Source organism: Rufibacter sp. JT20002, from assembly GCF_056491185.1.
This window is the reverse complement of record NZ_JBSZJY010000002.1, coordinates 419081-442803: the sequence shown is the minus strand read 5'-3', so window position 1 is coordinate 442803 and position 23723 is coordinate 419081. Positions and strand designations below refer to the sequence as shown.

Here is a 23723-nt window from a genome sequence, read left to right as displayed (position 1 = left end):
AAGAGTACTTTAGTGACGGTAAAGCTTGGCTCCTGGCCTGGCACATCATTCCCCTACCACCTTCAATTTCTTTTACATGGTTCAAAATTACAATACATCCTCTTATAAGAGTTCCCCACTTAAGAAAGCCATCTGCTCTTTGGGAATGCTGTTGGCCCTCTCCCCTTTCTCCCAAGCCCAAACCGTGGTATGGGAAGAGAACTTCAACGGAACCGCTATCAATGCTAATAACTGGACCTTTGAAGTGGGCGATGGCTGCAACCGGAATCTCTGCGGCTGGGGTAACGCCGAATTGCAGTATTACACAGACCGCCCGGAAAATGCGCGCATTGAAGACGGGAACCTGGTCATCGAAGCCCGCCGCGAGGCTTTCCAGACCCGGCAGTTTACTTCGGCCCGCCTCAAAACCGAAGGCAAAATGCAGTTTAAGTACGGCACCATTGAAGCTAGAATCAAGGTACCCGATCTGCAGAATGGTTTATGGCCCGCCCTTTGGACCTTAGGTGCCGTAGGAGGTATTTGGCCAGCCAACGGGGAGATTGACATCCTGGAGATGGGCATCAGGGAGGCTGTACAGGCAGGGCTGACCAACCGACGCGTAGGGGCTGCCGTGCACTGGGAGCATAGCAACAACCGCGCCGACCACGGGACCCATTATGACAATCCCACCAACCTCAACAACGATTACCACCTCTACAAAATGGTCTGGACCAGCCAGTCCATTCGGATTTACGTGGATGATCGGGAGTTCTTCTCTTTCAACATCGCCGGAGGGGCCGGAAGTGACCTGGAGGAGTTCCATAATCCCCATTTCCTGATTCTCAACCTGGCCGTGGGCGGCAATTACACCGGCATCAATAGTTCCACCGGAATCACCGCTCCCCTTCCTGCCAAGATGTATGTAGACTACATCAAGCTCTACCAAAACGACTCTGATGAGCTCTACACCGATCAGGGCCCCATCAATGCCTCGGGGAACTATGGCATCTACACCGAAACAACTCCAACCACCGCCAAACTCAGCTTTGAGGGAGACGGCCAACTGTACCTGTGGGAAGGAACCTTATCCGCGATCACCAACCCGGCACCCGTATCGTTTGAAGGAACCCAGGTGATCGCCGTGAAGGAAACCGGAAGCAAAGGCTGGTACGGTTTCGGGATTGCAAACCAACCCAAGAACCTGTCGGGGTTTGCCGCTACGGGCTCGCTTAAATTCCACATGAAAACTACTGCTACCGGTACCTTCAAGGTGGGCATCAAGAGCGGCGAAACCGAAAGCTGGGTCAACATCGCTGAAACCGGCGATCAATTTGGTTTGGTACGGGACGGCAACTGGCACCAGGTTACTATCCCTTTCTCCAGATTCATGACTACGTCTGGTTTCAACCTCAACAACGTAAACCAGTCTTTCATGATAGCTTCTGTCACGCCCCCACCAGCCGGAGCCGAGTTATTCTTTGACAACATTTACTACTCGCCAAGCCCGCTAGGCGTGAAAGAAGACGCTGAACTGAAAGCTAGTGTCAGGCTCTACCCTAACCCCAGCTCGGGCGACCTGTATTTCTCAGGTTCCAAAAGCCTGGAAGGAAGCAACGTGCAGATTTCAGATCTTACCGGGCGGGAAGTAATCAAAACCAAGCTAAAGGGAAACAAAGTGAACGTGCAAGCCCTATCTGCTGGCATGTACATGGTCACCCTGGAGCAGAACGGCAAAGTCACTTACAAACGGTTTGTGAAGCAATAATTTTAAGTAATAGGATTAGGTAAAAAGGAGGCTCCTCATGGGAGCCTTCTTTTTTGCTCTTTTTTCCAAAAGTCCTTAAAAACCCATAACCCTTCTGGAAAGCTTTACAACTTAGCTATTCGTCTATTTATCAGAAAGTAAACCGCGTCACCTTTCTCCTTCGCCCGAAACAATTCGTGTACCCCCTCGTTCTAAAAAGGCACTAATCAACCAAAATATATTGTAGGATTAAAGTGGAGGGAGCTATGGAAAACAGTTGGAATGAGCAGTCAAACAACAATTCAAGTACGATACAGGAAAAGCCAAAAGCGCCTTCTGCGGGCCAATACGACATTGCCCAGATTATGGGAGGTATTTACGGCGAAGGAATCATCGGGCACAAAGGGGCTTTCAGCCGGGAATGGGTACAGAGATTGCATGAAGACATCCTGGCCTTGTACGAGGATGCCCTGCAACGGCCAGGCGGGGCAGTAGGCCGAGGGCCCAAGCGGCACTACGTGGAGATCCACCCCGAGAACATCAGGGGCTTTATTGACCTGGTCACCCACCCGTGGGTAACCACCGTGTGCGAGGCGGTATTAGGCCCAGAATATAAGATCGTGGAGATCGGGTTTGACGTGCCCAACCCTGGAGCGGTAAACCAGCCCTGGCACCGCGACTTCCCGGCCCCGGATGACACCATCATCGGGCGGCGCCTAAATTCCCTGGCCTTTAACCTCACCACTGTAGATGTGTTTGAAGACATGGGGCCGTTTGAGATTGCCCCTGGCACGCAGTGGGATTTACCCGATGGCTTTGAGCACGGCATGTTCCCGCCAAAATCTTTTTATCCCCGCTACGAGGAACGAGCCCAACGCAAAATGCCCCAGATGGGAGATATTTCGGCCAGGTCTGCGCTTACCATTCACCGCGGAACCGCCAATCACTCAGACAAAGCCCGACCCGCCCTTGTCCTAGGGGTGGATGCCCCGGGCGGAATCAACGCGGAACGCCATGACCTGCAGGTTTCCCGGGCCTTTTATGAAAAACTACCTGAAAGCGTACGGCAGCACCTCACCTACCGCTTGGTAGACACCTTGGAACCAATCGTGCAGGCGCACACCATTGAAGGACTTATGATGGGCGAGGCCTAAGTTTCAGAAAATGAAAATCTGGTAGATGTAAAAGGCTATTGTTCTTCTTCAGGGCAATAGCCTTTTACTTTATATTTGGTACTATCACGTAAAACCCTGAGATGCCTACAAGGCAATGCATGGTTTCTTACCCGTTCTCCTAAGGGAGCCTTTAAACAGAAGTAGAACTTGATTGAAAAGCTGCTAAAGAGTTAAGCCTTACCTGTAAAACCCAAATGACCATGGTATATCACATCTTAAACGGAGACGCCCTTACGGACAGGTTCCTTTCCACCAACCTTCCGGGCGAGCTGGTAGTGGCCAGGGAGTGCCTGGTAGATGGTCCTTTAAAAGGCATTACCCTTGACGAGTTCTTCCAAACAAGGGCCAAATTCATCCAAGAGACATTCCAGCAGAGCAAAGAGCAGTATGAGGAGGCGGTAGTACGTGAGATAAATAAAATCACCACTGCGCCAGAAAACAGCGAGTTTAACTTGTGGTTTGGCTATGATTTGTTTTGCCAGGCTAATCTGTGGTTTCTCCTGTCACTTCTGCAGAATCTTCCAAGCGCCAAAGAAGTGTACGTGGTGTATCCGGCTTACCTGAAGAAAGAAGAGATTGGAGATGATTTTGGCGGAGCCAAGCCTGAGAACCTCCTCTACTGCTTTTCCCATCGGGTCAAATGCAGGCCAGCTGATCTGGCTTTAGGAAGTGACCTTTGGAAGGCGTTCAAAGCGCAAGATTTAGTGAAATTGGAACAGTTAGCGCCGCAGGAGTCTTCTGCCTTTCCTTACCTAAAAGAGGTAATGACCGCGCATCTGGAAAGATTTCCCGAAGGTGGAAATCCGGGCAGGCCGGAACGGGCCATTAGGGAAATTCTTCAAAGCGACCGGCAAGACTTTCCTTCTGTTTTCAAGGCGTTTTCTAAAAAAGAAGGCATTTACGGCTTTGGCGATACTTTGGTGAAACGAATCTACGATCACGTGCTGCTATCTCCTGGCTTAACCACTTCTACCTGAGATGAGGGTACCTTCTTCAAAAAAAGCTACGCTTTGGGAGAGTTCTATCAATAAAAAAAAGCCCGGCACAACTACTTGCCGGGCCTTCTTTTTTTAAAGATACGTATGCTACTTAAAACCTGTATCTAGCTTTATCAGCAATCAAGTGATAGAGAAGGTAAATGCAGGACAAAGAGCTCAGGACGGAAAACAGAAGCATGCAGAGGGCAGCGAATACCTCTTCGGGTTGCTCTACTTTCCAGGGGAATACTCTCCAGCTGAGATCCAAAATCAAAAGGTTGATGAGGCAGACAAGGCCACTCTTTACTTTTTCGTTTTTAGTATAGTGGGTATCTGTTTTCTCTTTTGGGTCAAAGCCGGCTACTACCAATAGAATCACTACCAGCAGCAGGAGGATGAGGGAGTAAATGAAGATTAGCTTTTCCATGCAGGAAGGTATAAAATACTTTCTCTGTGGGGGTTAAGGCAACATTATGCTTGCGTTACCTTTTTGAAGTCCAGGCGCCGGTAGTTCCTTTTTGGAATTCATTTCTGAAAACAGGCCCTTAACTCCATTCCTTTACCAAACTTAAATCACCGCATAATTCTGATGCCCCCTCCCCGGCCGCTCATGGGGTTAAGGTGCTTGTTTAGGCTATAGGAAAATTGCAGCAGAAAGTACCTACCCAAGGAGTTAAGCGTCTCCCTTTGCACGTAATTAGGTCCGGTGGTTTGGTTCACGCCCAGATTCTGGTCTAAAAGGTTGACCGCCGTAAGCCGTAACTCTCCGCTGTTGTTTTTGAAAAACTGCTTTGCCACAGAGGCATTAAGCAAAGGAATGCGCTGCCGGTAACCCAGCTGCTCATTGTTGTAAAACAGGTACTCCAGGGTAGAATTCAAGTGGAATTGGTGCGGCAGGTAGAGATTGGTTTCCCCGGTATAAGTCTGGTTTACAAACTGCTGGTTTTGGGCGTTCTCAGAACTGTAGGCCGTGGTTTGCAAGCTTAGGTCAGAGCGCAGACTTAAGTCAAACTTTTGGTCTATCCGATACTCGTACCGCAGGTTGCCGGAGAAAGTTCGGTTATCTACGGTGGTGGCAACGGCATCAATCAGGTTAATGCCCTTTTGTTCTCTGAAACTTAAACCGGCATTAAATCGGCTGTTCAGTTTACGGACCGGGTAGCCTAAGTTAAGGTTCAGGTTGGACATCCGGCTGTACTTCACGTTCACGGGTTGGGTGGTCCGGACCAGGTTCTGGTCATACCGAACCGAGTTGGTGATGGCGTGGGTGGTGTAGTTCATGTACCCGAAGACAAAGAAACTGATCATGGAGGTAGGATTGAACATGTTAAAGTTCACCCGCAGCTGGTGCTGGAAAGCGGGCCTCAGGTTAGGGTTGCCCACGTACACGTTTAACAGGTTACTGCTGTCGGGCAGAGGCTGTAATTGCCGCACGCTGGGTTCCTGAATAGACGTTTCGTAGTTGACTTCTACCCGGCGGTTATTGCTGAAATCATACTGAAAACGGGCACTGGGCAACACGTTGCTGAACGACTTGCGCACTGGCATGTTCTCTTTCTGGCGCACATAGCCCACCAATTCTGACCGCTGAAAACTGGGACCGAAAGCAAAGCTGAAGGCATCTCGGTTCACCCGGAAGTTCACTGAGGCCCTGTTGTACCTGAAATCACTGTTATAGCGGTTACTCTGGCTTTGATTCAGGACCTGATCACCGTCTCTAAAGTCGTAAACCCGTTGGTCAGATTCATTGTGGTTTTGTTGAAAGAGGTAAGAAGCCTCCAGGTAGCGGCGGTTGCCCAAAGGCTCGGTAGCTTGCAGGGTACCTCCATAGGTATAAGCTTGGGTAGCGTTCTCCCGGAACTGGTTCACCTCCTGCCGGGGTAGGTTGGCATACTCGTTCACCCCGGTTAGCCGGTTCTGGTTGTCATTGTTGTTCAGGCTGCCTTGCGTGGTGAGCGAAAGCGTCCGGCCTTTTTTCGGGAACTTGTGCCTGAACAAAAGGCTGGCATTTAGGTTCTGGCTGTCGCCGGAAGTGGTGCTGCTGCTCTCACTGCGGTTCTGAAAATCTTGCTCTTGGGTGAACGTCTCGCTAAAGGTCTTGCCCTCCCCTTCGGTTTTATTTATCCCCATGGAAGTAGTCAGCTTCACTGAGTTGGCCGAGTCTATCCTATGGTCCAGAGCCAGGGTAAGCCGCTGGTTGGTATTGGTGTTGTCCTGCGTTCCGGTTTGGGTAAACCGCAGATCACCGGTGGGCCTGACCTCGTCCCGCTCCAGGGTGCTGCGCACGTCATGGTTCAGGTGGTTCAGAAAATAATTGCCATTCACCTCGGTGTTCTTACCCAGGGACTGATTAAAGTTAAGGCCGCCGCCATAGGTGCTCATCTGGCCATTGGTGCGCGTGCCGTTGTTCAACGGAATCCCGGAGTTGCCGCCAATTTCAATCCGGAAAGCCCCACCTGAGGCCATCTGCTGCATCCCGCCCGAAAATGCCAGGTACTCCTCTATCCCGAAACCCTGGGTATTGACGTTGTTGCCCATGCCCAATACCGAAAACTGTTTTCCTTTTTGGAACCGGTTCAGGTTAAACTTGCTTTGAAAACGCCCATTGGTGCCCACCCCGGCCATGGCATTCCCAAACAAGTTGTTCTTGCGGTCTTCCTTCAGTTGCAGGTTAATAGTCTTGGTGCGCTGCCCATCGTCAATGCCCGAGAACTCGGCCTGGTCAGATTTCTTGTCGTAAACCTGCACTTTGCTCACCGCATCGGCGGGCAGGTTTTTAGTCGCGATTTTTGGATCATTGCCAAAAAACTCTTTTCCGTCTACCGTCAGGCGCTTGACCTTCTCCCCTTGCACCAACACGGTACCGTCTGTTTCTACCTGCACCCCGGGTAATTTCTTCAGGAGTTCTTCCACGGCGGCATTGGGTTGGGTTTGGAAGGAACCCGCATTGAATTCCACGGTGTCTTTCTTAATGGTAACCGGGCCTTGCTCGCCTTTCACCAGTACTTCCCCCAAGGTGGTACCCGCGGGTTGCAGATGCAGCGTTCCCACCTCCAGGATGCTGCCCCCTTCCGGTGCTTCCACGGTTTTGTAAAAGGCCTTATAACTCACAAAGGTGACTTTTAGCAGGTAAGTGGCCTTGTTCAGGTTCTTGAGTTCAAACGCCCCTTGCGCATCTGAAGAGGCAAAGGCCACCAGGGTAGAATCTTTTGGCTGCAAGAGCAACACCGTGGCCGAGGGTAATGGACTGGCTTTTTCGTCCACCACTTTTCCGGTGATGGTAAATTTTTGAGCAAACGCAGCCGGGCCAACCAAAAGGAAGGCAAAAAGTAGAAGTCTTTTCATTGCGAAGGAAGGGTTCTTAAGAAAGGAATGCTTAGTTCCGGATGATCATGTTGCCTCCGTTTTGGCGCATGCGTTCCATCTGCTCGTTCATCATAGCCTGGAACTGCTTCTCGGTGATCTTCTCTCCTTTGGCGGGCTCCACCAACTCCCCTTTCTTCAGGGGCCTTAAGTCTACCTGAAGGGCTTTGATCACGCGCTCCCCTTGGTTCACGTCAATCTCCAGCACCGCGCCCGGAAGTGAGGCATAGGAATCGGGTCCCAGAAAAGGTCTGAGTTTATCGGTGTACCAGGCTACCACTGTTTGTTTCCGTTTTTCGTCAAAATAAGAAGCTTGTTTGCAAGTGTACCCCGCTACCGATTTCGTTCCTTCGCTAAATTTCCAGGGCAAGGTGTTTAAGCTATCCTGGATAAGGTACTTCTTCCCGTTAAACTCCCGTAACGCCACCCGTTTCGACTCGGCAGGTTGCAGGTACAATTCGCCAGACGACATCCTGAACCGCACCGACATCCCGTTTGAACCGGCCATGGCCTCTTCCTCTTCATCCACCAGGCGCTTGTACAAAGAAGCCTGCGGATTAAAATACAAGGCTTGCTTGCTCACGTTGTACTCGGGAATCATGCTTTTCATGGCCTCCCGTTCTTTGGGCAGCGAGCGGTGCATGTTCATTTTCACCTCATAGACAATCACCCCTTCCTGGGCAAACGCCAAGGCCGAAGTGAACAGAAAAAAAAGCAAAGCGAAGGTAGATTTTAGGGTTTTCATAGGTCGGCTGTTTTTTTGAGGTAAAGATAGCCGGGCCCTAAATGCCAAGGTGTTAAGGCCTACCTAATGAAAAGTTAAAGTATTGTTAAACTCTTCCGCTTTGAAATCCTTCAGGTTTGGCTGCTCTTAACTGCCATTTCCTATTGGCACCTGGCATCAGTTTACAGGCTAATTTGTAGAAAACAAGCGGTAAACAGATTCAGGGTCTGGTTCCCAAACCTACGGTGCCCGTGTGCTGAATAGAGTTAGAAAACAAAGGCTTTAAGTAGTTAGGGAGTAAAGCGGCGAGGCTTGGTTTGGCTTTTTTCTTCCTTTGAAAAGAGCAAATGAATTGCCCTTAGCTTCAGGAAGATAGAAATCATTGGCAGTCCCACTTACTAAAAAGCAGTTTGCCCGCGTTTCTTTTGAAGTTTACTTTGCTAAACCGGCTTAAAAGCGTTTTGCCTCATGCCAGTTGATAGCCGGTTCTAAACTTGTTTCCAAACCCACGTATATACATAGAATTTATACGTACTAAACCATCATTCTTCCATGCACTTAATACGGATATCCGCTTCTTGTCTGCTCCTGGGAGTTTTACTGTCGGGCTGTGAGGCACCGGCAAACAAGGAGGCTGGCACCTCCGCCAACGCTGCCTTGGGCAAAGTGAACTTGCCCGCACCAGATACCACCCAGAAGGTGAAGAACTACAGCGAGGTGATTGGCTGGCGAGGCAAGACGCCCCAGGCTCCACCGGCGTTTACCGTCAGCAAGTTTGCCGATAACCTTCAGAATCCCCGTTGGCTTTATGTAGGTCCTAACGGAGATATTTTCGTGGCCGAGGCTACCTCTGAGAAAAAAGGCAAAGAAAGAAAAGAGGCCATCAAATCTGGGCAAGCCAAGTCACAGAACATAGGCCGCAGCCCCAACCGCATCACTCTGCTGCGCGACGAAAACCAGGACGGCGTACCAGAGCAGCAGTTTGTTTTCCTCCGGGGCCTTAACCAACCTCTGGGCATGCTCATCCTGAACAACTACTTCTACGTGGCCAACACCGATGGCTTGTGGCGGTACCCCTACAAACCGGGACAGAATCAGATCACCTCTAGGGGCGAAAAAATCCTGGAACTACCCGCGGGCGGCTACAACAATCACTGGACCCGTAATCTCATTTCCAGTCCAGACGGTTCTAAAATCTACGTAGCGGTGGGCTCGGGCAGCAACAACGGTGAGAACGGGATGGAAAACGAAGTACGTCGCGCCAACATCCTGGAAATAAATCCCGATGGCTCCGGCGAGCGCATTTACGCCAGCGGCCTGCGCAACCCCGTGGGCATGGACTGGGCACCCGGAGGCAAAGTCCTCTGGACCGCCGTCAATGAGCGCGATGAACTAGGCGATGACTTGGTCCCCGATTACCTCACCAGCGTGAAAGAAGGCGGCTTCTATGGTTGGCCTTATGCCTATTTCGGACCAAACGAAGATCCCAGAATGAAAGGCCAGCGTCCCGACCTGGTAAAGAAAACCTTGGTACCCGAGGTGCCGCTGGGCGCCCACACCGCCTCTTTAGGGTTAGCCTTCTACAACCGGGCCGAATTTCCGGGCAAGTATCGGGGCGGGGCTTTCATTGGCCAGCACGGCTCCTGGAACCGATCAGAGCTGTCGGGGTACAAGGTGGTGTTTGTGCCTTTCCAAGACGGGAAACCCAGCGGTCCACCCGAAGATTTCCTGACCGGTTTTGTGTCTGACCTGAATACCAGAAAGGTGCACGGCCGACCGGTTGGAGTGGCCGTCTTACGGGATGGCTCCCTACTGGTCGCCGATGATGCGAGCGGCACCCTTTGGCGGGTGGCTGCCAAATAGCTTTCCGCCTCCTTTTCTTGAAGGCACCTAAAAGGAGTAAAGGAACGTTTCGCTTTATAGCCTCTTTGCGTAAAAGAAGAGGAATACGCCCGGTGCGTACTTACTTTTTTCAACACTTACCTTACCATGAAGTACCTCAGAATTCCCCTGATTCTTATTTTCCTGCTTAGTACCTTTTACGCGCAGGCGCAGTCAAAAGCCTTAGACGCAGAACTAACCAACTATACCTACCCTTTTCCAGTGGCGTTTCACCCGGTGAAGGTGCAGCAGCAATCCTTTAAAATGGCCTTCATGGATGTGAAGCCGCAAAAGCCCAATGGCAAGATCGTGGTGCTGCTGCACGGGAAAAACTTCAACGGCGCCTATTGGGAACAAACCGCCAGTGACCTATCTAAAAATGGCTATCGGGTGATCATTCCAGACCAGATAGGGTTTGGAAAATCATCTAAGCCGCAGAACATCCAGTACTCGTTTCAGATGCTGGCCCAGAACACAAAGGGCTTGCTGGATAGCCTGGGGGTGAAGAAAGCGGCGGTGCTGGGCCATTCCATGGGCGGCATGGTGGCTACCCGTTTCGCGCTCATGTTCCCTGATTTCACCGAGAAACTGATCCTGGAAAACCCCATTGGTCTAGAGGATTGGAAGCGCTGGGTGCCTTACCAGAGCGTAGAGAAATGGTATGCCGGGGAGTTGAAACAAACCCAGGAAGGCATCAAGAAATACCAACTGGATAATTACTACGGTGGCCAATGGAAACCCGAGTACGACCAGTGGGTGAACCTGCTGGCCGGCTGGACCATCAGCCCAGACTACCCCAAGATTGCCTGGAACGCCGCCCTCACCTATGACATGATCTTCACGCAGCCGGTAGTCTATGAGTTTGACCAATTGAAGATGCCTACCCTACTGGTTATCGGGCAGCGCGACCGCACAGCGCTGGGCAAAGCAAACGCGCCGGCCGCCGCCCGTGAGAAGTTGGGTAACTATCCCGCACTGGGCAAAGAAACGGCCAAGAAAATCCCGAACTCAAAGTTGGTGGAGTTGGACAACGTGGGCCACTTGCCGCACATTGAGGCGTATGATCGGTTCATTCAACCTCTACTGGCCTTTTTGAAAGCCTAAAGAGTTCCTTACCAAAGAGAAGTAATTCTCCTTTTGCTTCTTGCGTTCCTCATCTGCTTTAAAGCCGGTTTAGTCAAACTGGCTCTAAAGCAGATTTTTTTTGCCTGTATTAAACCAAGTCCTCTGGTAATGGTCTAAATCGAAACTATGAGGCAATGAGAAAAATACCTTTACTCTTTTTATTTCTTTTAATCTCTTTTCTAGGCTACAGCCAGACTACCTCCGTGAGGGGCCAGGCCGTGGGCGGCGGCTCTCCGCTTATCGGGGCCACGGTGGCGCTTTTGAACGCGCAGGACTCTTCGGTCTATAAGGGCGCCGCTACCGATGTGGAAGGTCGCTTTGAAATTGCCGGAATCCAGAACGGCCGCTTCGTGCTGAAGATTTCTTACCTGGGCTTCGGGACGTTATACCGCTCAGTGACGGCCACGGGCGCTCCCATCCAATTGGGCACGCTTACCCTTAGCTCCGGCGCCACTACCCTGCGCGAGGTGGAAGTGGTAGGTCGGGCTGCTACGGTGATCCAGAAACAAGATACAGCTGAGATGAACTCCGCGGCCTTCAAGGTGAACCGTGATGCCAACGTAGAGAACCTCATCCAGAAAATGCCGGGTATCACCATCCAGAACGGACAGGTGCAGGCCCAGGGCGAGCGGGTGCAGCGCGTGCTGGTTGACGGCAAAGAATTCTTCGGGGAAGACCCCAGCGCGGTACTGAAAAACCTGCCCGCCGAGGTGATCTCCAAAATACAGGTGTTTGACCGCCAGAGCGACCAGGCACAGTTTACCGGCTTCAATGACGGAAACGAGCAGAAAACGATCAACATCGTGACCAAGCCTGAGTTCAGAACCGGCCGTTTCGGGCGCATCAGCGCGGGTGCCGGCACCGACGGACGCTACAGAATCAGCGGGAACATCAATCAGTTTGAGGGCGACCGCCGCATCTCAATTGTAGGCCTGAGCAACAACGTGAACGAGCAGAACTTCTCCTCAGAAGACCTGGTGGGCGTGGCCAGTGCCTCTAGCCGGGGCGGCGGAAACCGCGGCGGTGGCGGTGGTCCCCGTGGTGGTGGCGGTGGACCTGGCGGCGGAGGCTGGGGCGGCGGTAACAACACCGGTGATTTCCTGGTGAACTCAAATAACGGAATTGCCCGTACCAACGCCATCGGGTTGAACTACCTGGACAAATGGGGCAAGAAAGTAGACGTGCAGGGCAGTTACTTCTTCAACCACTCCAACACGGGTGCTAACTATTCCCTTTTTCGCCAGTATGGAATTGACGGCTCAGAGGAAAGCACCTACGGCCAGAACGGCAACTCAGACACCAGGAACATGAACCACCGCGCCAACCTGCGGTTGACCTACAACATTGACTCAGCCAACTCCATAATCATCCGGCCCAGATTGAGCTTTCAAAGCAACAAGGGCACCAGCTTTGACCGGGGCGCTACCCTGGCAGGATCTCCTTTCACCAGCCTGCTGAACAACTTCGGGTCTGACCTGGACGGGATGAACTTCAACAACAACATCCTGTACCGCCACAGCTTCCCTAAAAGAGGCCGCACTATCAGTTTGGATGTGACCACGGGTTACAACCAGAACAAAGGCAACAGCCAGCTGTATTCAGAAACGGTAACCGATGAGGATATCCAGATCCAGGACCAGATCTCGGTGCTGGACAACAAAGGCCTGAACCTGGGCGCCAACCTGAACTACACCGAGCCTCTGACCAAAAATACGCAGTTGCAGCTGACCTACACCACCAACTACAGCAACTCAGACGGAGACAAGCGCACCTATGAGCGCGCCGAGAACAGCGAGGTGTATGACAACCTGCTGGCCAGCCAGTCCAGCACGGTGGAGAACAGAACCATGACCCAGGAGTTTGGCACCGGCTGGCGCTACAACACCAAAGATTTTCAGGTGATGCTGAACGCCCGCTACCAATTCCTGAACATGCAAACCGACCAATTGTACCCTACTCCTATCAATCCCGAGTACAACTACCACAATGTGTTGCCGTTTGCCATGATCCGTTACAACTTCAACCAGGACCGTAACATCAGACTCTTCTACAACGGCCGCTCCCAGACACCTAACGTAGAGCAGCTGCAGAGCGCGATTGACAAGTCAAACTCCTTGATCTGGAGCATGGGTAACCCGGGCTTGGGCCAGAGCTTCAACCATAACTTCAACATGCGCTACTCGTCTGCCAACCCTGGCCGGTCTTCTTCTTTCTTCTTTGTGCTGGGTGGCTCAAAGGCCCAGAACTACATAGGCAGACAGACCATCACCGCCAGAAGAGGTGAAGTGGTGGTTTCTCCCGGCGATACCCTGAGAGGAAACCAACAGCTGAACAGACCCGTGAACCTGGATGGCCAATACTCTTTGCGGTCCTTCCTGACGTATGGTCTGCCCCTGCCGTTCATCAAGTCTAACTTGAACCTGAACCTGAACGCCACCTATAACCAAACTCCGGGTTTAATTGATAACGCGGAGAACAACACCACCACGGCCAACGTGGGCGGTGGCGTGGTTATCAGCTCTAACATCAGTGAGAACTTTGACTTCCTGATCTCCACCAACGCTACCTACAACGAGGCCACATACTCATTACGCAAGGAGCAGAACAACAACTACTACAACCAGAGCAGCCAATTCAGACTGAACTGGATTTTGTGGAAAGGCCTGACCCTGACTTCTGAATTGAACCACCAGTACAACGGCGGTTTGTCTGAGGGGATTGACCCCACGTTCATGCTCTGGAACGGCAGCATCGGGTATAAATTCCTGAAAGACCGTCAGGCTGAGATCCGGTTATCTGCGTTTGACATTCTGGGTGAGAACACCAGCATCCAGCGGAACATTGCCAATGCCTACATTGAAGACGTACAGACCACCGTATTGCAGCGCTACTTCATGCTGAGCTTCAACTACAACCTGCGCATGTTTGGTGGAAGCGGTGCTCGTCCTAACAATGACATGAACCGTCCGGGAGGTGGGTACCCAGGCGGCGGAAGAGGATTTTAAGTTTATTAGTATATCCCCCAATTGGCAGAAAGCCGTTTCTGGGCCTGTTTTTAGAAGAACAGCCCGAAACGGCTTTTTTGTTTTCAAGCCTTATCTTAGCAACCTACCTATAAATCCATTGCCATGCCCATCATCCGGCTGCAGACCATCATCCAGGCGCCCATAGATTGCTGCTTTGACCTCTCCCGCAGCATTGACCTGCACACCCTTTCGACGCACCAGACAGATGAAAAAGCAGTGGCCGGCGTAGTAGCGGGATTGATTGACCTGCATGATACCGTCACCTGGGAAGCCACCCACTTTGGCATAAGGCAGAAACTCACGAGCAGCATCACGGTAATGGAAAGGCCGCACCGGTTTGTAGACGAAATGGTAAAAGGAGCCTTTCAACGCATCTGGCACGAACACTGCTTTGAAGCACTTACCGCGGAGGAAACCCGTATGATAGACACCTTCGACTACACCTCACCTCTAGGCCTCATAGGGAAATTAGCCGATGTCCTGTTTCTGGAAAACTACATGAAGCGCCTGCTCCTGACGCGCAACCAGGTGATCAAGGAAGTTGCAGAATCAAGCCAATGGAAAGCGCTTCTGCAACGGGGAAAGATTTCCAAGTAGCAGCGCTTGCGGAAAGAGGTTCAAGTGTTTTTGCTTTGTTTTTAGATAATGGGGCAGGAAACGATTTTGGCAGATTCTTTCCTCCTGTATCAGATAAATTCAACATAGTCCTTTCCTAATTTTTGAGTATCATTAAGCCAAAAATAGCCTACTCCTCACCTGCCCTTAGCCATGGACAAACTGACCACCTACAACCAAAGACTTTTAGCCATTATCGGGACCCTGATAGTAGGCGGCTTATTGGTTTTAGTCCTTATCGGCGCTTTTCTTTTAGGGGCAGAACTGTTCAGTTCCCGTAGGTCATCAGATAGCGACGATTCGCTAAGGGAATCTATTAGCCTGAGACCTTCCGGAGACCGAAAAGAAGACGTGAACAAAAAAGAGCCGGGCCTTACCTTTGAGTCTCCTGACTTAATGGACACGTTGAAGCAACTTTACCTGATCCCGGTGTCATTGACCAACCCTGAGTTGGAGGATGAAAGTTATTCCCATGATGCCATCACCGAAACCTTTATCCGTTCTTCTGAAAGAGCAGCGTATTTTGACTACCAAGGCACCTACCGCAACATCATTGTGTACAACCAATTAGCGGGCAATAGTCAGATGGTGTTCAAGAAGCCTGTCCAAATCCATGGCTTCAGGAATCACCCTTATAAAGGCAAACAATACCTCCTGATCAAAGCCACTGTCCGGGACACGGACAAAAATGGTCGCCTGAACAACAATGACCTGCAAGCCTTCTTTGTCTACGATGTAGAAGCAAACCAGCTCCAGGAAATCAGCTTCCCAAACATGGGCTTGCAGGAATACACCATCCTGCACAACTCAGACGAAATTGCCCTCATCTATGGCGTGGACCAGAACCAGAACGGCAAACTTCGTGACGAGCCTACCGTGCTCAAGAAGTACTCACTTTCTAGCCGCCGCGCCGCGGATCTCCTAGACAAAAGGTTGGTCAACCAATTGCAGCAAATTGGCAAATAAACTCTCCTGATTGATCCTGTTTCGGGTCTGTTATGCTCAAATCAGCCGTAAAACCTACTGCAAACTTCTCCTTTGAAATAGTAGAGCGCCGCATTTCTCTTTTTGAGTTTCCCGCCTGCTGCCTTACATTAGGGATTCTTGTTTCAGGAAGGCCTATACCCTCTTCTTTGCCCTGTTTGACGTGCAGAAAAGGAACCGTCCTAAACAAGTTTGCGCGTTAGCCAATTAACCCGGTAGAAGGAATTTGGGAAAATACCCCTGGTTCCTGAACCCGATGAAAGTACATGAGACCAGAGAAATTACTACACCTCGCCCATAAATTAGAAGGAGAACTTCATTACGACAACACCATGCGGACGTTGTACGCCACCGATGCCTCGGCGTACCGCGAGAAACCGTTGGCGGTGGCGTTTCCGGCTTCCATCCAGGATCTGAAAACGCTCATCTTATTTGCGAAGCTGGAGGGCACCTCCCTGATTCCCCGGACGGCGGGTACGTCGTTAGCGGGTCAGGTAGTGGGCAGCGGCATTGTGGTGGATGTATCCAGAACCTTCACCAAGATTCTGGAGGTGAACCCAGAGGAAAGTTGGGTACGGGTGCAGCCGGGCGTGATCAGAGACGAGCTGAACATGTTCCTGCGGCAGCACGGCCTGTACTTCGGGCCGGAGACGTCTACAGCCAACCGGGCCATGATTGGCGGTATGGTGGGTAACAACTCCTGCGGCTCCAACTCCATTGTGTACGGCAGCGCCCGCGAGCACCTGCTGAGCGTGAAAGCCATTCTGAGCGATGGCACTGAGGCTGAGTTCGGAGCCTTGACGCGAGAGGAATTTGAGGCGAAATGCCGGGGCGAGAATACTTCGGGTGATCTGGAGACCCGCATCTACCAGGCCACCAAAGCCATGCTGAGCCATCCGCAGACGCAGGAGAACATTAGGGCCGAGTTCCCCAAACCCAGCATTCAACGCCGCAACACCGGCTACGCCATTGACCTGCTCTTGGAAACCGAACCGTTCACCGAGACCGAGGAACGCTTCAACTTCTGTAAGCTCATTGCCGGTTCTGAGGGTACGCTGGCGTTCCTGACCGAAATTAAGCTGCACGTAAACCAGCTTCCGCCTAAGGAGATTGGCTTGCTGTGCGTGCACTGCCAGAGCGTGGATGAATCTTTGAGGGCAAACCTGGTGGCCTTGCTGCACAACCCCAGCGCCAGTGAGTTGATGGACCACTATGTGCTGGAGTGTACCAAAACCAACATTGAGCAGAGTCAGAACCGCTTCTTCGTGCAGGGCGATCCCGGGGCTATCCTGGTGGTGGAACTCACCGATCATTCTGTGGCCAACATTGAAGCCCGGGCGCAGGCACTAATCCAGGACCTGAAACAGAACAACCTGGGTTACCACTACCCACTGGTGACCGGCGCTGATACCAAAAAAGTCTGGAACCTGCGCAAAGCGGGCCTCGGGCTGCTGTCTAACATTCCCGGCGATGCCAAGCCGGTAGCAGTCATTGAAGACACGGCCGTGGATGTGAACGACCTGCCCGAGTTCATAAGGGAGTTCAACCTCATTCTGGAGCAATATGACCTGTACTGTGTGCACTACGCCCACGCGGGTACCGGGGAGCTGCACCTGCGCCCCATCATCAACCTGAAGACCGAGGAAGGCAACCAGCTGTTCCGCTCCATCGCCACGGAGATTGCCACACTGGTAAAGAAATACCGCGGCTCCCTAAGCGGCGAGCACGGCGACGGCCGTTTGCGCGGCGAGTTCATTCCGTTCATGATTGGCGAGGAGAACTACAAGCTGCTGGAAGAAGTGAAGCGCGTGTGGGACCCGGGCAACATCTTTAACCCGGGTAAGATTGTGAACACGCCCTCCATGAACACCTTCCTGCGCTACGAGCCGGGCCAGGAAACACCCGAGTTTGACACCGTGTTCAAGTTCAAAGACGCGGGGGGTGTGCTGCGGGCCGCGGAGCTTTGCAACGGATCCGGTGACTGCCGTAAAACGCACCTCACCGGCGGTACCATGTGCCCCAGTTACATGGTGACCCGCCACGAGCGCGATACAACCCGCGGACGGGCCAACACCGTGCGCGAGTTCCTGACCCGCTCTACCAAAGCCAACCGCTTCGACCACGAAGAAATCAAAGAGGCCATGGACCTGTGCCTCTCCTGCAAAGGCTGTAAGTCTGAGTGCCCTTCTAACGTAGACGTGGCCAAACTCAAAGCCGAGTTCCTGCAGCACTACTATGATGCCAACGGCATTCCGTTACGTACGCGCCTCATCAGCAACTTCAATAACGCGAACAAACTGGCGGCACTGTTGCCGGGGGCCTACAATTTGCTGTTTAAGAACTCTTTTACCGCAAACGCCTTCAAAAAGGCCGTGGGCTTCGCGCCCAAACGCTCACTCCCGCTCCTGCACAAAACCACGCTGCGCAGCTGGTTTAAAAAGCACCAGGCCGAGAAAGTGAAGGAATGCGCCACGCCCAAGAAGAAAGTGTACCTGTTCTGCGACGAGTTCACCAACTACAATGACACGCCTATTGGTATCAAAGCGGTGCTGCTGCTGGAGAAACTGGGCTATGAGGTGGTAATACCGGAGCACGAAGAAAGCGGCCGTACCTACCTGTCTAAAGGGCTGGTGCGCGAGGCCAAGAAACTGGCCCAGAAGAACGTAGCCATGCTGCACAAACTAATCTCTTCTGAGACGCCGCTCATAGGCATTGAACCCAGCTGTATCCTCTCCTTCCGTGATGAGTACCTTGATTTGGTAGACGAAGACCAACAGGAAGATGCCAAAAAGCTTTCTATCCACTGCCTTCAGTTTGATGAGTTTATTGCGCGTGAAATCCTGAACAAGAACATTGAGAAGAATATCTTCAAAGACGAGACCCGCCTGATTAAACTGCACGGCCACTGCCACCAAAAGGCGCTATCCAGCGTGCTGTACACCCAGCAGATGTTGAGCTTACCGACCAACTACAAGGTGGAAGTCATTCCATCGGGTTGCTGCGGTATGGCTGGCTCCTTCGGGTATGAAGCCGAGCATTACGAGGTCTCTATGAAAGTGGGCGAACTGGTGCTCTTCCCTACCGTCCGCCAACAACCCGCCGATGTCATCATTGCCGCTCCCGGCACCAGCTGCCGCCACCAAATTCACGACGGAACCGGCAGAGACGCCCAACACCCGATTGAGGTGTTGTATGAGGCGTTGAGGTAAGTATAATTTCCAAGGTACTTTTAAAGAATAAAGCCTCTAAGTATATTTATTGCAGATGTTAAATCTAACAACTTATTATAAAGCTATTATAGTCTAACATGAAACTATATGAAAGAAACACATCAGTTAACAGAGAATATTCCCATAATAAAAAACAATATTACATTAACTACATATAATTTTTTTTCAATATTATTAACGGATTTATCTAGAGCATACTCCAAAAAACCTTCAAAAGTTTCTTTCAATTTATTTGAGAATGGTGACAATGATATCCACACATCTTCATATAGGATTGACCCAATCACCATTCCTCTCCTATTGAGCTTATTTGAACAGCTAAGTAAATTCCATAATAGCAAAATTGATTTATCATTATATAATAACACAGCAACAATAGAAGTTTTGGAATTCTTATATAAATCAGACTTCTTCCACATATGCGGAGAAAACAAGAATCCAACATTTCCAAAAGGTAGAAATATCATATCATACAATGAAAGTTATCTTGGAGCTTTCAAGGGAAAGAACCAAAGAAAGGAACATAGAGTTAGAGCATACTCTATGGAAGATGACAACTTACGTATTGAAATTAAAAAGTATGATACAGAAGAAAACCAACGAGACTATCTGATATCACATTACACATATAAAGTAAGGGAACATTTTGAAGAGCTTCTTTTTGATAACGAATATACAATTTCCCTACATAATATATACATTGATATACTTTCTGAGTTAATCACAAATGGTGTTTTGCACTCAAAATCAAACACATTTGCATTAATGTTTGTCAACAAGTTTAATACTAAATTTTCAATATCAGATAATGGAATTGGCCTTGGCTCTTCTATGGAAACCAAATCTCCAAGTTTATATTACACACCAAAATCCCTTACTAATACTTTATCAAACCAAAATATAATAACAAATATATCAGAAAAAATTCTACTAAATCTTTATACTATTTTTGAGACATTGTACTATTCTTCATTAAAAGACAGAAGAGGTATATTTGATTTAATGATTAATGTTGTATTACATAGCAAAGGATACTTTAGATTACATACAGAAAATTGTCAAGTAATAATTTCCAATAGCATGATGAATGAACTTATATTATTGGAGAGAATAAGAAAACAAATATATGATATACAAAATAGCTATTTATTAAATAAAATTAACAGAGAAGAATACAACTCTACTTTATTAAAACAATCTAAATTAATTAAAGACGCTTTTGTTAAATTTTTCAACAAAGCAGCAGAAAAATATAACAATGATATAAAATATTCTTCTTTAAGATTCTTTAGAGTAAAATTCAAAGGTGTACATATTGAGGTAGAAATTCCAAATTCAAAGCCTTTATGATCATATCTAAAATCATCACAGAAGACTTTAGCTACTTCAACTTGCATGCAGAAGAAGTAATTACCTCTAATTTTATTGAAGACAACAACATAGGTATATATGGAGATCGGCTACAAATAACTACTATTAATAGAGTTATCGAATTTATTAATAGCAAAGCAGGTAGTATTAAAAATATTGTTTTTGATTTTAAATACATTGAAGCCTGTCAACCTAACACAAACAAACTTTTTTTTGATTTAAAAAGCAATGGTTATAAATTATTATTCATAAATATCAATGATAACGTATGTGAAGAACTAGCATTGCACTCGATTAAAAACCCTAAAAACACCTTACAAAACAGAGTTTACAAAACTTTTTATCTATTTGAAGATTCTACTGATTCGTTTACAAACATACAAATCAAACCATCTAATTTATTCTATGAAATCTTCAAAAATAAGATAAAAGAATATATTGATCCACACGTCAAGCCACATACATCTTCATTTATTTATCTAACATCTTATGTTGACATAAAAAAATTCATGAGTTATGAAAAAGAACTTTTACTTTATTCATTATATTTATTAGCAATCAAAATAAAAAGTGAATGGGGTGAAGAAATAATTAAAGAACCAATTCTGGTATGTCAAAGCATGAACAGCTCGTATATTGTCTCTATACTTTCAAATTTACTAAAACTTGATTTGCTAATATTAGATAAAATAGGGCCTGTTAATAAACTTTATAATAGAATTGGAAATAATATTTCTGACAAAAGAAAATATATAGTTGTTTCAGATTTGGTTTGCCTAGGAACAGAAGTCAAGATCGTTAAAAACTTGATTCAATTTACTGGAGGAAAGTACTTAGGCAATGTTGCACTTATCAAAACTGAAACTTTAAACAAAAAGGATATTAAAAAAGAAGATGCAACTTTAGCTACTTTTTCCATTAACAAATCTAATAACAAAGAATTAAAATATAATATAACCACAAATTTACAATCCTTACAAGATGAATAAAGCACTCATTCATATTTCTGATTTACATATCACATTACACAAAAAAAGTAATGGAAATTTAAATAAGTGCGATTCTTATTTAACTACGAATGAAAATACATCAGAATCATTATTTTTTGTAGAAACATTCATAGCCAAGATAAACAAGGACTACAAAGATTATGAACTATTTCTTATAATTACAGGAGATATATCTAATGCTGGAGAAATTAAAGAATTTGACTTTTCTAAGTTATTTATAAGTACGATAATTGAAAGATTAAAAATTAAGATTGAGAATTGCTTAATCATTCCAGGTGATCACGATGTTCATAGAAGGTCGATCGAAAACGAACTTGATTTAAACCCTACAGATGAATCACATTTATTACAAGAGGTTAAATTCAGAAATTTTTCATTTTTTTATAAACATATTAAAGGAACTGATTTTCAATATGACAATATTATTTTCGATCATATAAATATTGACAATAAGATTATAATCTTTGGTGTTAATTCAAATTATATGATTAACAATGAAGGCGGGCTAGGCTTTATTCCTATAACAAAGTTTAGAGAAGAAGTAGAAGCACTTAAAAATAAATTCAATAATAACAATTTAAACTATATCGCTTGTTGGCATCATAACTTTAGTGCTGGCTATGAAAATTCTAACAGCGGCCAATGGGATATACAGAATAGAGTGCACTTATTAGCAGAGCTACAGAGCCTCAACATAAAGTTTGTTTTTACAGGCAATGAGCACACTTCAAATTGCAAGAGCATATACCTAGACACTATTCTAACTAGTGATTGTGGAACTTTAACCTCTAAGAACTATGATGCCTCTTTCAAAGTTTATCCAATCCTTATAGATGACAATATCAAACTTCAAAACAAGATATATGGTTTACAAAAAACAAATGGCAACGACATCCCCTATTTTTGGAATATAAGAGAGAATATTGAAGCAAAACAATTAGAAACATTTGATTTACACATCAAAAACACACAATCTATTGATGATATAAATGACTATCTCCCTTCAACTGACTACAAGGAAGGTACTGATAATTTTATAGCTTTAGAAACTTTATTCGATAAAGTAGTTTATAACAACTCAGTTATATCTGAAAAACTTTATAATCTTATTAGAGACAAAAAACTTTTCCATTCTGGTCATTTCCATTGGAGTGAAACATCCAGAGCTCATAACTGGATAGATGTATCCAAACTATTAGAAGACAAAGAAGATTTATACTTTATACAAAATTCAATTATAAATGTAATTGACACATTCAATTTAAACGATAATTGTGACTTATTGATAGGGTTAGGATACGAAGGAAATATTATTTCAAGCAAAGCTTCTATAAAATTTAATATACCTTATACAGCACTTCCTTATTCATATAGATACGATGACCATCATGATTATGAAACAAAGTTAAACTTTGATAACATTAATGAAGTATATAAAAAAGTTATCATAATAACAGATGTTGTAAATGATGGAAGGACTATTAGAAAATTAGTCAAAAAACGTGAAAATGATTTTTTCAAAAATGTAAATAAAATTATAGTTGTTTCCCTTTTCTACACAGGACATCAACAAGTCAACACTGATATTTTAAACTACAACAAATTGCCCCATGATTATGATTTTGAAAATGATCATGAAGTTAACAATATTGAATTTTATACGATCAAAGCACTTAGAGTTGAGAAGTGTCCTTATGGCAAGAACTACAGAGAAGAATGCTTTATTCACAAAGACAAGCTCAGTACAATACACTTATTTTATGATGAAAAACAATAATATAACAAATTCATCAAACTTTATTATTAGTAAATTAAGTAATTGACTTTAGTGCTTTCTAAAAATGAAAGTATTTTTACATCTTCCTTACGAAAACATTTACAATAATTTAGCTCTTTTAAATATTACCCTGATTAGGCTTATACTACTTGTTCCTTCATAAAATTTTGGGAGCATAGCTTTGAATTTTGAATCGCACCTAGTTTCAAATGCGCAAATAGGTGAACGCTATCAATGATTAGTAGCAGGTTTAATGGAATTAGGAAACTCCGTCACATGGGAAGCAAAAACCTGGGCGTTCGGCAAAAGTTGAGCAGTCACATTACGGCATTTGAGCGGCCTTATTTCTTTGCAGATGAAATGCTCACCGGCGCTTTCAAAAGCTTCCGCCATGAGCATAGGTTTGAAGCTTTACTTGGGGAGGCTACCCGCATGACAGATGTATTCCACTATACCTCGCCTTTGTGTGTGCTAGGCAAGCTGGCAAATTACCTGTTTTTAAAGCAATACATGACGCGCCTGCTTTTGGAGCGAAACCGGATAATCAAAGAAATGGTGGAAAGCGGCAGGAGGTGCCGTTTAACCTAATCATTGTGTAACATTTTAAGCTATCAAACCTCCCTTTAAAATTGACTAACAGAAGACTTCATTACCTATCTGGCCTCATATTAGCTCTATTTACAGGGCTTCATTTTTTCAACCACCTCTACAGTATTGCAGGAGCTGACCAGCATATAGAGGT

The 23723-nt window shown here is 47.2% G+C and carries 16 protein-coding genes; 13 read left to right on the top strand and 3 right to left on the bottom strand.

Going from position 1 to position 23723, the window contains the following annotated elements; all coding sequences use genetic code 11:
- Positions 1-76: 76 nt before the first annotated feature.
- The 3 genes from ACW9SV_RS11350 to ACW9SV_RS11340 all read left to right on the top strand — a co-directional run bounded on the left by ACW9SV_RS11350 (position 77) and on the right by ACW9SV_RS11340 (position 3875).
- Entirely contained in the window at positions 77-1744 is a 1668-nt protein-coding gene (locus ACW9SV_RS11350) for a family 16 glycosylhydrolase (RefSeq protein ID WP_479556882.1), read from the top strand.
- Between the two features lie 245 nt (positions 1745-1989).
- The gene (locus ACW9SV_RS11345; protein WP_479556881.1) at positions 1990-2877 is read left to right on the top strand and encodes a phytanoyl-CoA dioxygenase family protein; all 888 of its coding nucleotides are present in this window, start codon (positions 1990-1992) and stop codon (positions 2875-2877) included.
- A 215-nt stretch (positions 2878-3092) separates the two neighbouring features.
- Complete coding sequence (locus ACW9SV_RS11340; protein ID WP_479556880.1) at positions 3093-3875, top strand: DUF1835 domain-containing protein; 783 nt, start codon at positions 3093-3095, stop codon at positions 3873-3875.
- A 112-nt stretch (positions 3876-3987) separates the two neighbouring features.
- Here the strand turns inward: ACW9SV_RS11340 and ACW9SV_RS11335 are convergent, their stop codons facing one another.
- The 3 genes from ACW9SV_RS11335 to ACW9SV_RS11325 form a co-directional block, all read right to left on the bottom strand.
- Positions 3988-4302 (bottom strand): hypothetical protein, encoded by a 315-nt coding sequence (locus ACW9SV_RS11335; protein ID WP_479556879.1) that lies wholly within the window; start codon positions 4300-4302, stop codon positions 3988-3990.
- 146 nt (positions 4303-4448) lie between these two features.
- A complete protein-coding gene (locus ACW9SV_RS11330; RefSeq protein ID WP_479556878.1) occupies positions 4449-7220 on the bottom strand; it encodes an outer membrane beta-barrel protein in 2772 nt (923 codons plus the stop codon).
- A gap of 31 nt (positions 7221-7251) precedes the next feature.
- Entirely contained in the window at positions 7252-7983 is a 732-nt protein-coding gene (locus ACW9SV_RS11325; protein WP_479556877.1) for a GLPGLI family protein, read from the bottom strand.
- A 531-nt stretch (positions 7984-8514) separates the two neighbouring features.
- On the opposite strand from ACW9SV_RS11325, the gene ACW9SV_RS11320 reads away from it, so the two are divergent.
- The 10 genes from ACW9SV_RS11320 to ACW9SV_RS11275 all read left to right on the top strand — a co-directional run bounded on the left by ACW9SV_RS11320 (position 8515) and on the right by ACW9SV_RS11275 (position 23569).
- Entirely contained in the window at positions 8515-9825 is a 1311-nt protein-coding gene (locus tag ACW9SV_RS11320; RefSeq protein WP_479556876.1) for a PQQ-dependent sugar dehydrogenase, read from the top strand.
- A gap of 126 nt (positions 9826-9951) precedes the next feature.
- Complete coding sequence (locus tag ACW9SV_RS11315) at positions 9952-10947, top strand: alpha/beta fold hydrolase (protein WP_479556875.1); 996 nt, start codon at positions 9952-9954, stop codon at positions 10945-10947.
- 155 nt (positions 10948-11102) lie between these two features.
- Positions 11103-13973 (top strand): outer membrane beta-barrel protein, encoded by a 2871-nt coding sequence (locus ACW9SV_RS11310; RefSeq protein WP_479556874.1) that lies wholly within the window; start codon positions 11103-11105, stop codon positions 13971-13973.
- A 123-nt stretch (positions 13974-14096) separates the two neighbouring features.
- Positions 14097-14591: an SRPBCC family protein gene (locus ACW9SV_RS11305; protein ID WP_479556873.1), complete on the top strand. Its 495-nt coding sequence runs from the start codon at positions 14097-14099 to the stop codon at positions 14589-14591.
- 171 nt (positions 14592-14762) lie between these two features.
- A complete protein-coding gene (locus tag ACW9SV_RS11300; protein WP_479556872.1) occupies positions 14763-15575 on the top strand; it encodes a hypothetical protein in 813 nt (270 codons plus the stop codon).
- A 284-nt stretch (positions 15576-15859) separates the two neighbouring features.
- Positions 15860-18802 (top strand): FAD-binding and (Fe-S)-binding domain-containing protein, encoded by a 2943-nt coding sequence (locus ACW9SV_RS11295; protein WP_479556871.1) that lies wholly within the window; start codon positions 15860-15862, stop codon positions 18800-18802.
- Between the two features lie 108 nt (positions 18803-18910).
- Entirely contained in the window at positions 18911-20173 is a 1263-nt protein-coding gene (locus tag ACW9SV_RS11290) for a hypothetical protein (RefSeq protein WP_479556870.1), read from the top strand.
- A complete protein-coding gene (locus ACW9SV_RS11285) occupies positions 20170-21183 on the top strand; it encodes a hypothetical protein (RefSeq protein ID WP_479556869.1) in 1014 nt (337 codons plus the stop codon). The genes ACW9SV_RS11290 and ACW9SV_RS11285 overlap by 4 nt, the downstream gene beginning before the upstream one ends.
- Positions 21176-22981 (top strand): hypothetical protein, encoded by a 1806-nt coding sequence (locus tag ACW9SV_RS11280; RefSeq protein WP_479556868.1) that lies wholly within the window; start codon positions 21176-21178, stop codon positions 22979-22981. Before ACW9SV_RS11285 ends, ACW9SV_RS11280 begins: the two co-directional genes overlap by 8 nt.
- Positions 22982-23257: 276 nt before the next feature.
- Complete coding sequence (locus ACW9SV_RS11275; protein WP_479556867.1) at positions 23258-23569, top strand: SRPBCC family protein; 312 nt, start codon at positions 23258-23260, stop codon at positions 23567-23569.
- The last annotated feature ends 154 nt before the right edge of the window (positions 23570-23723 follow it).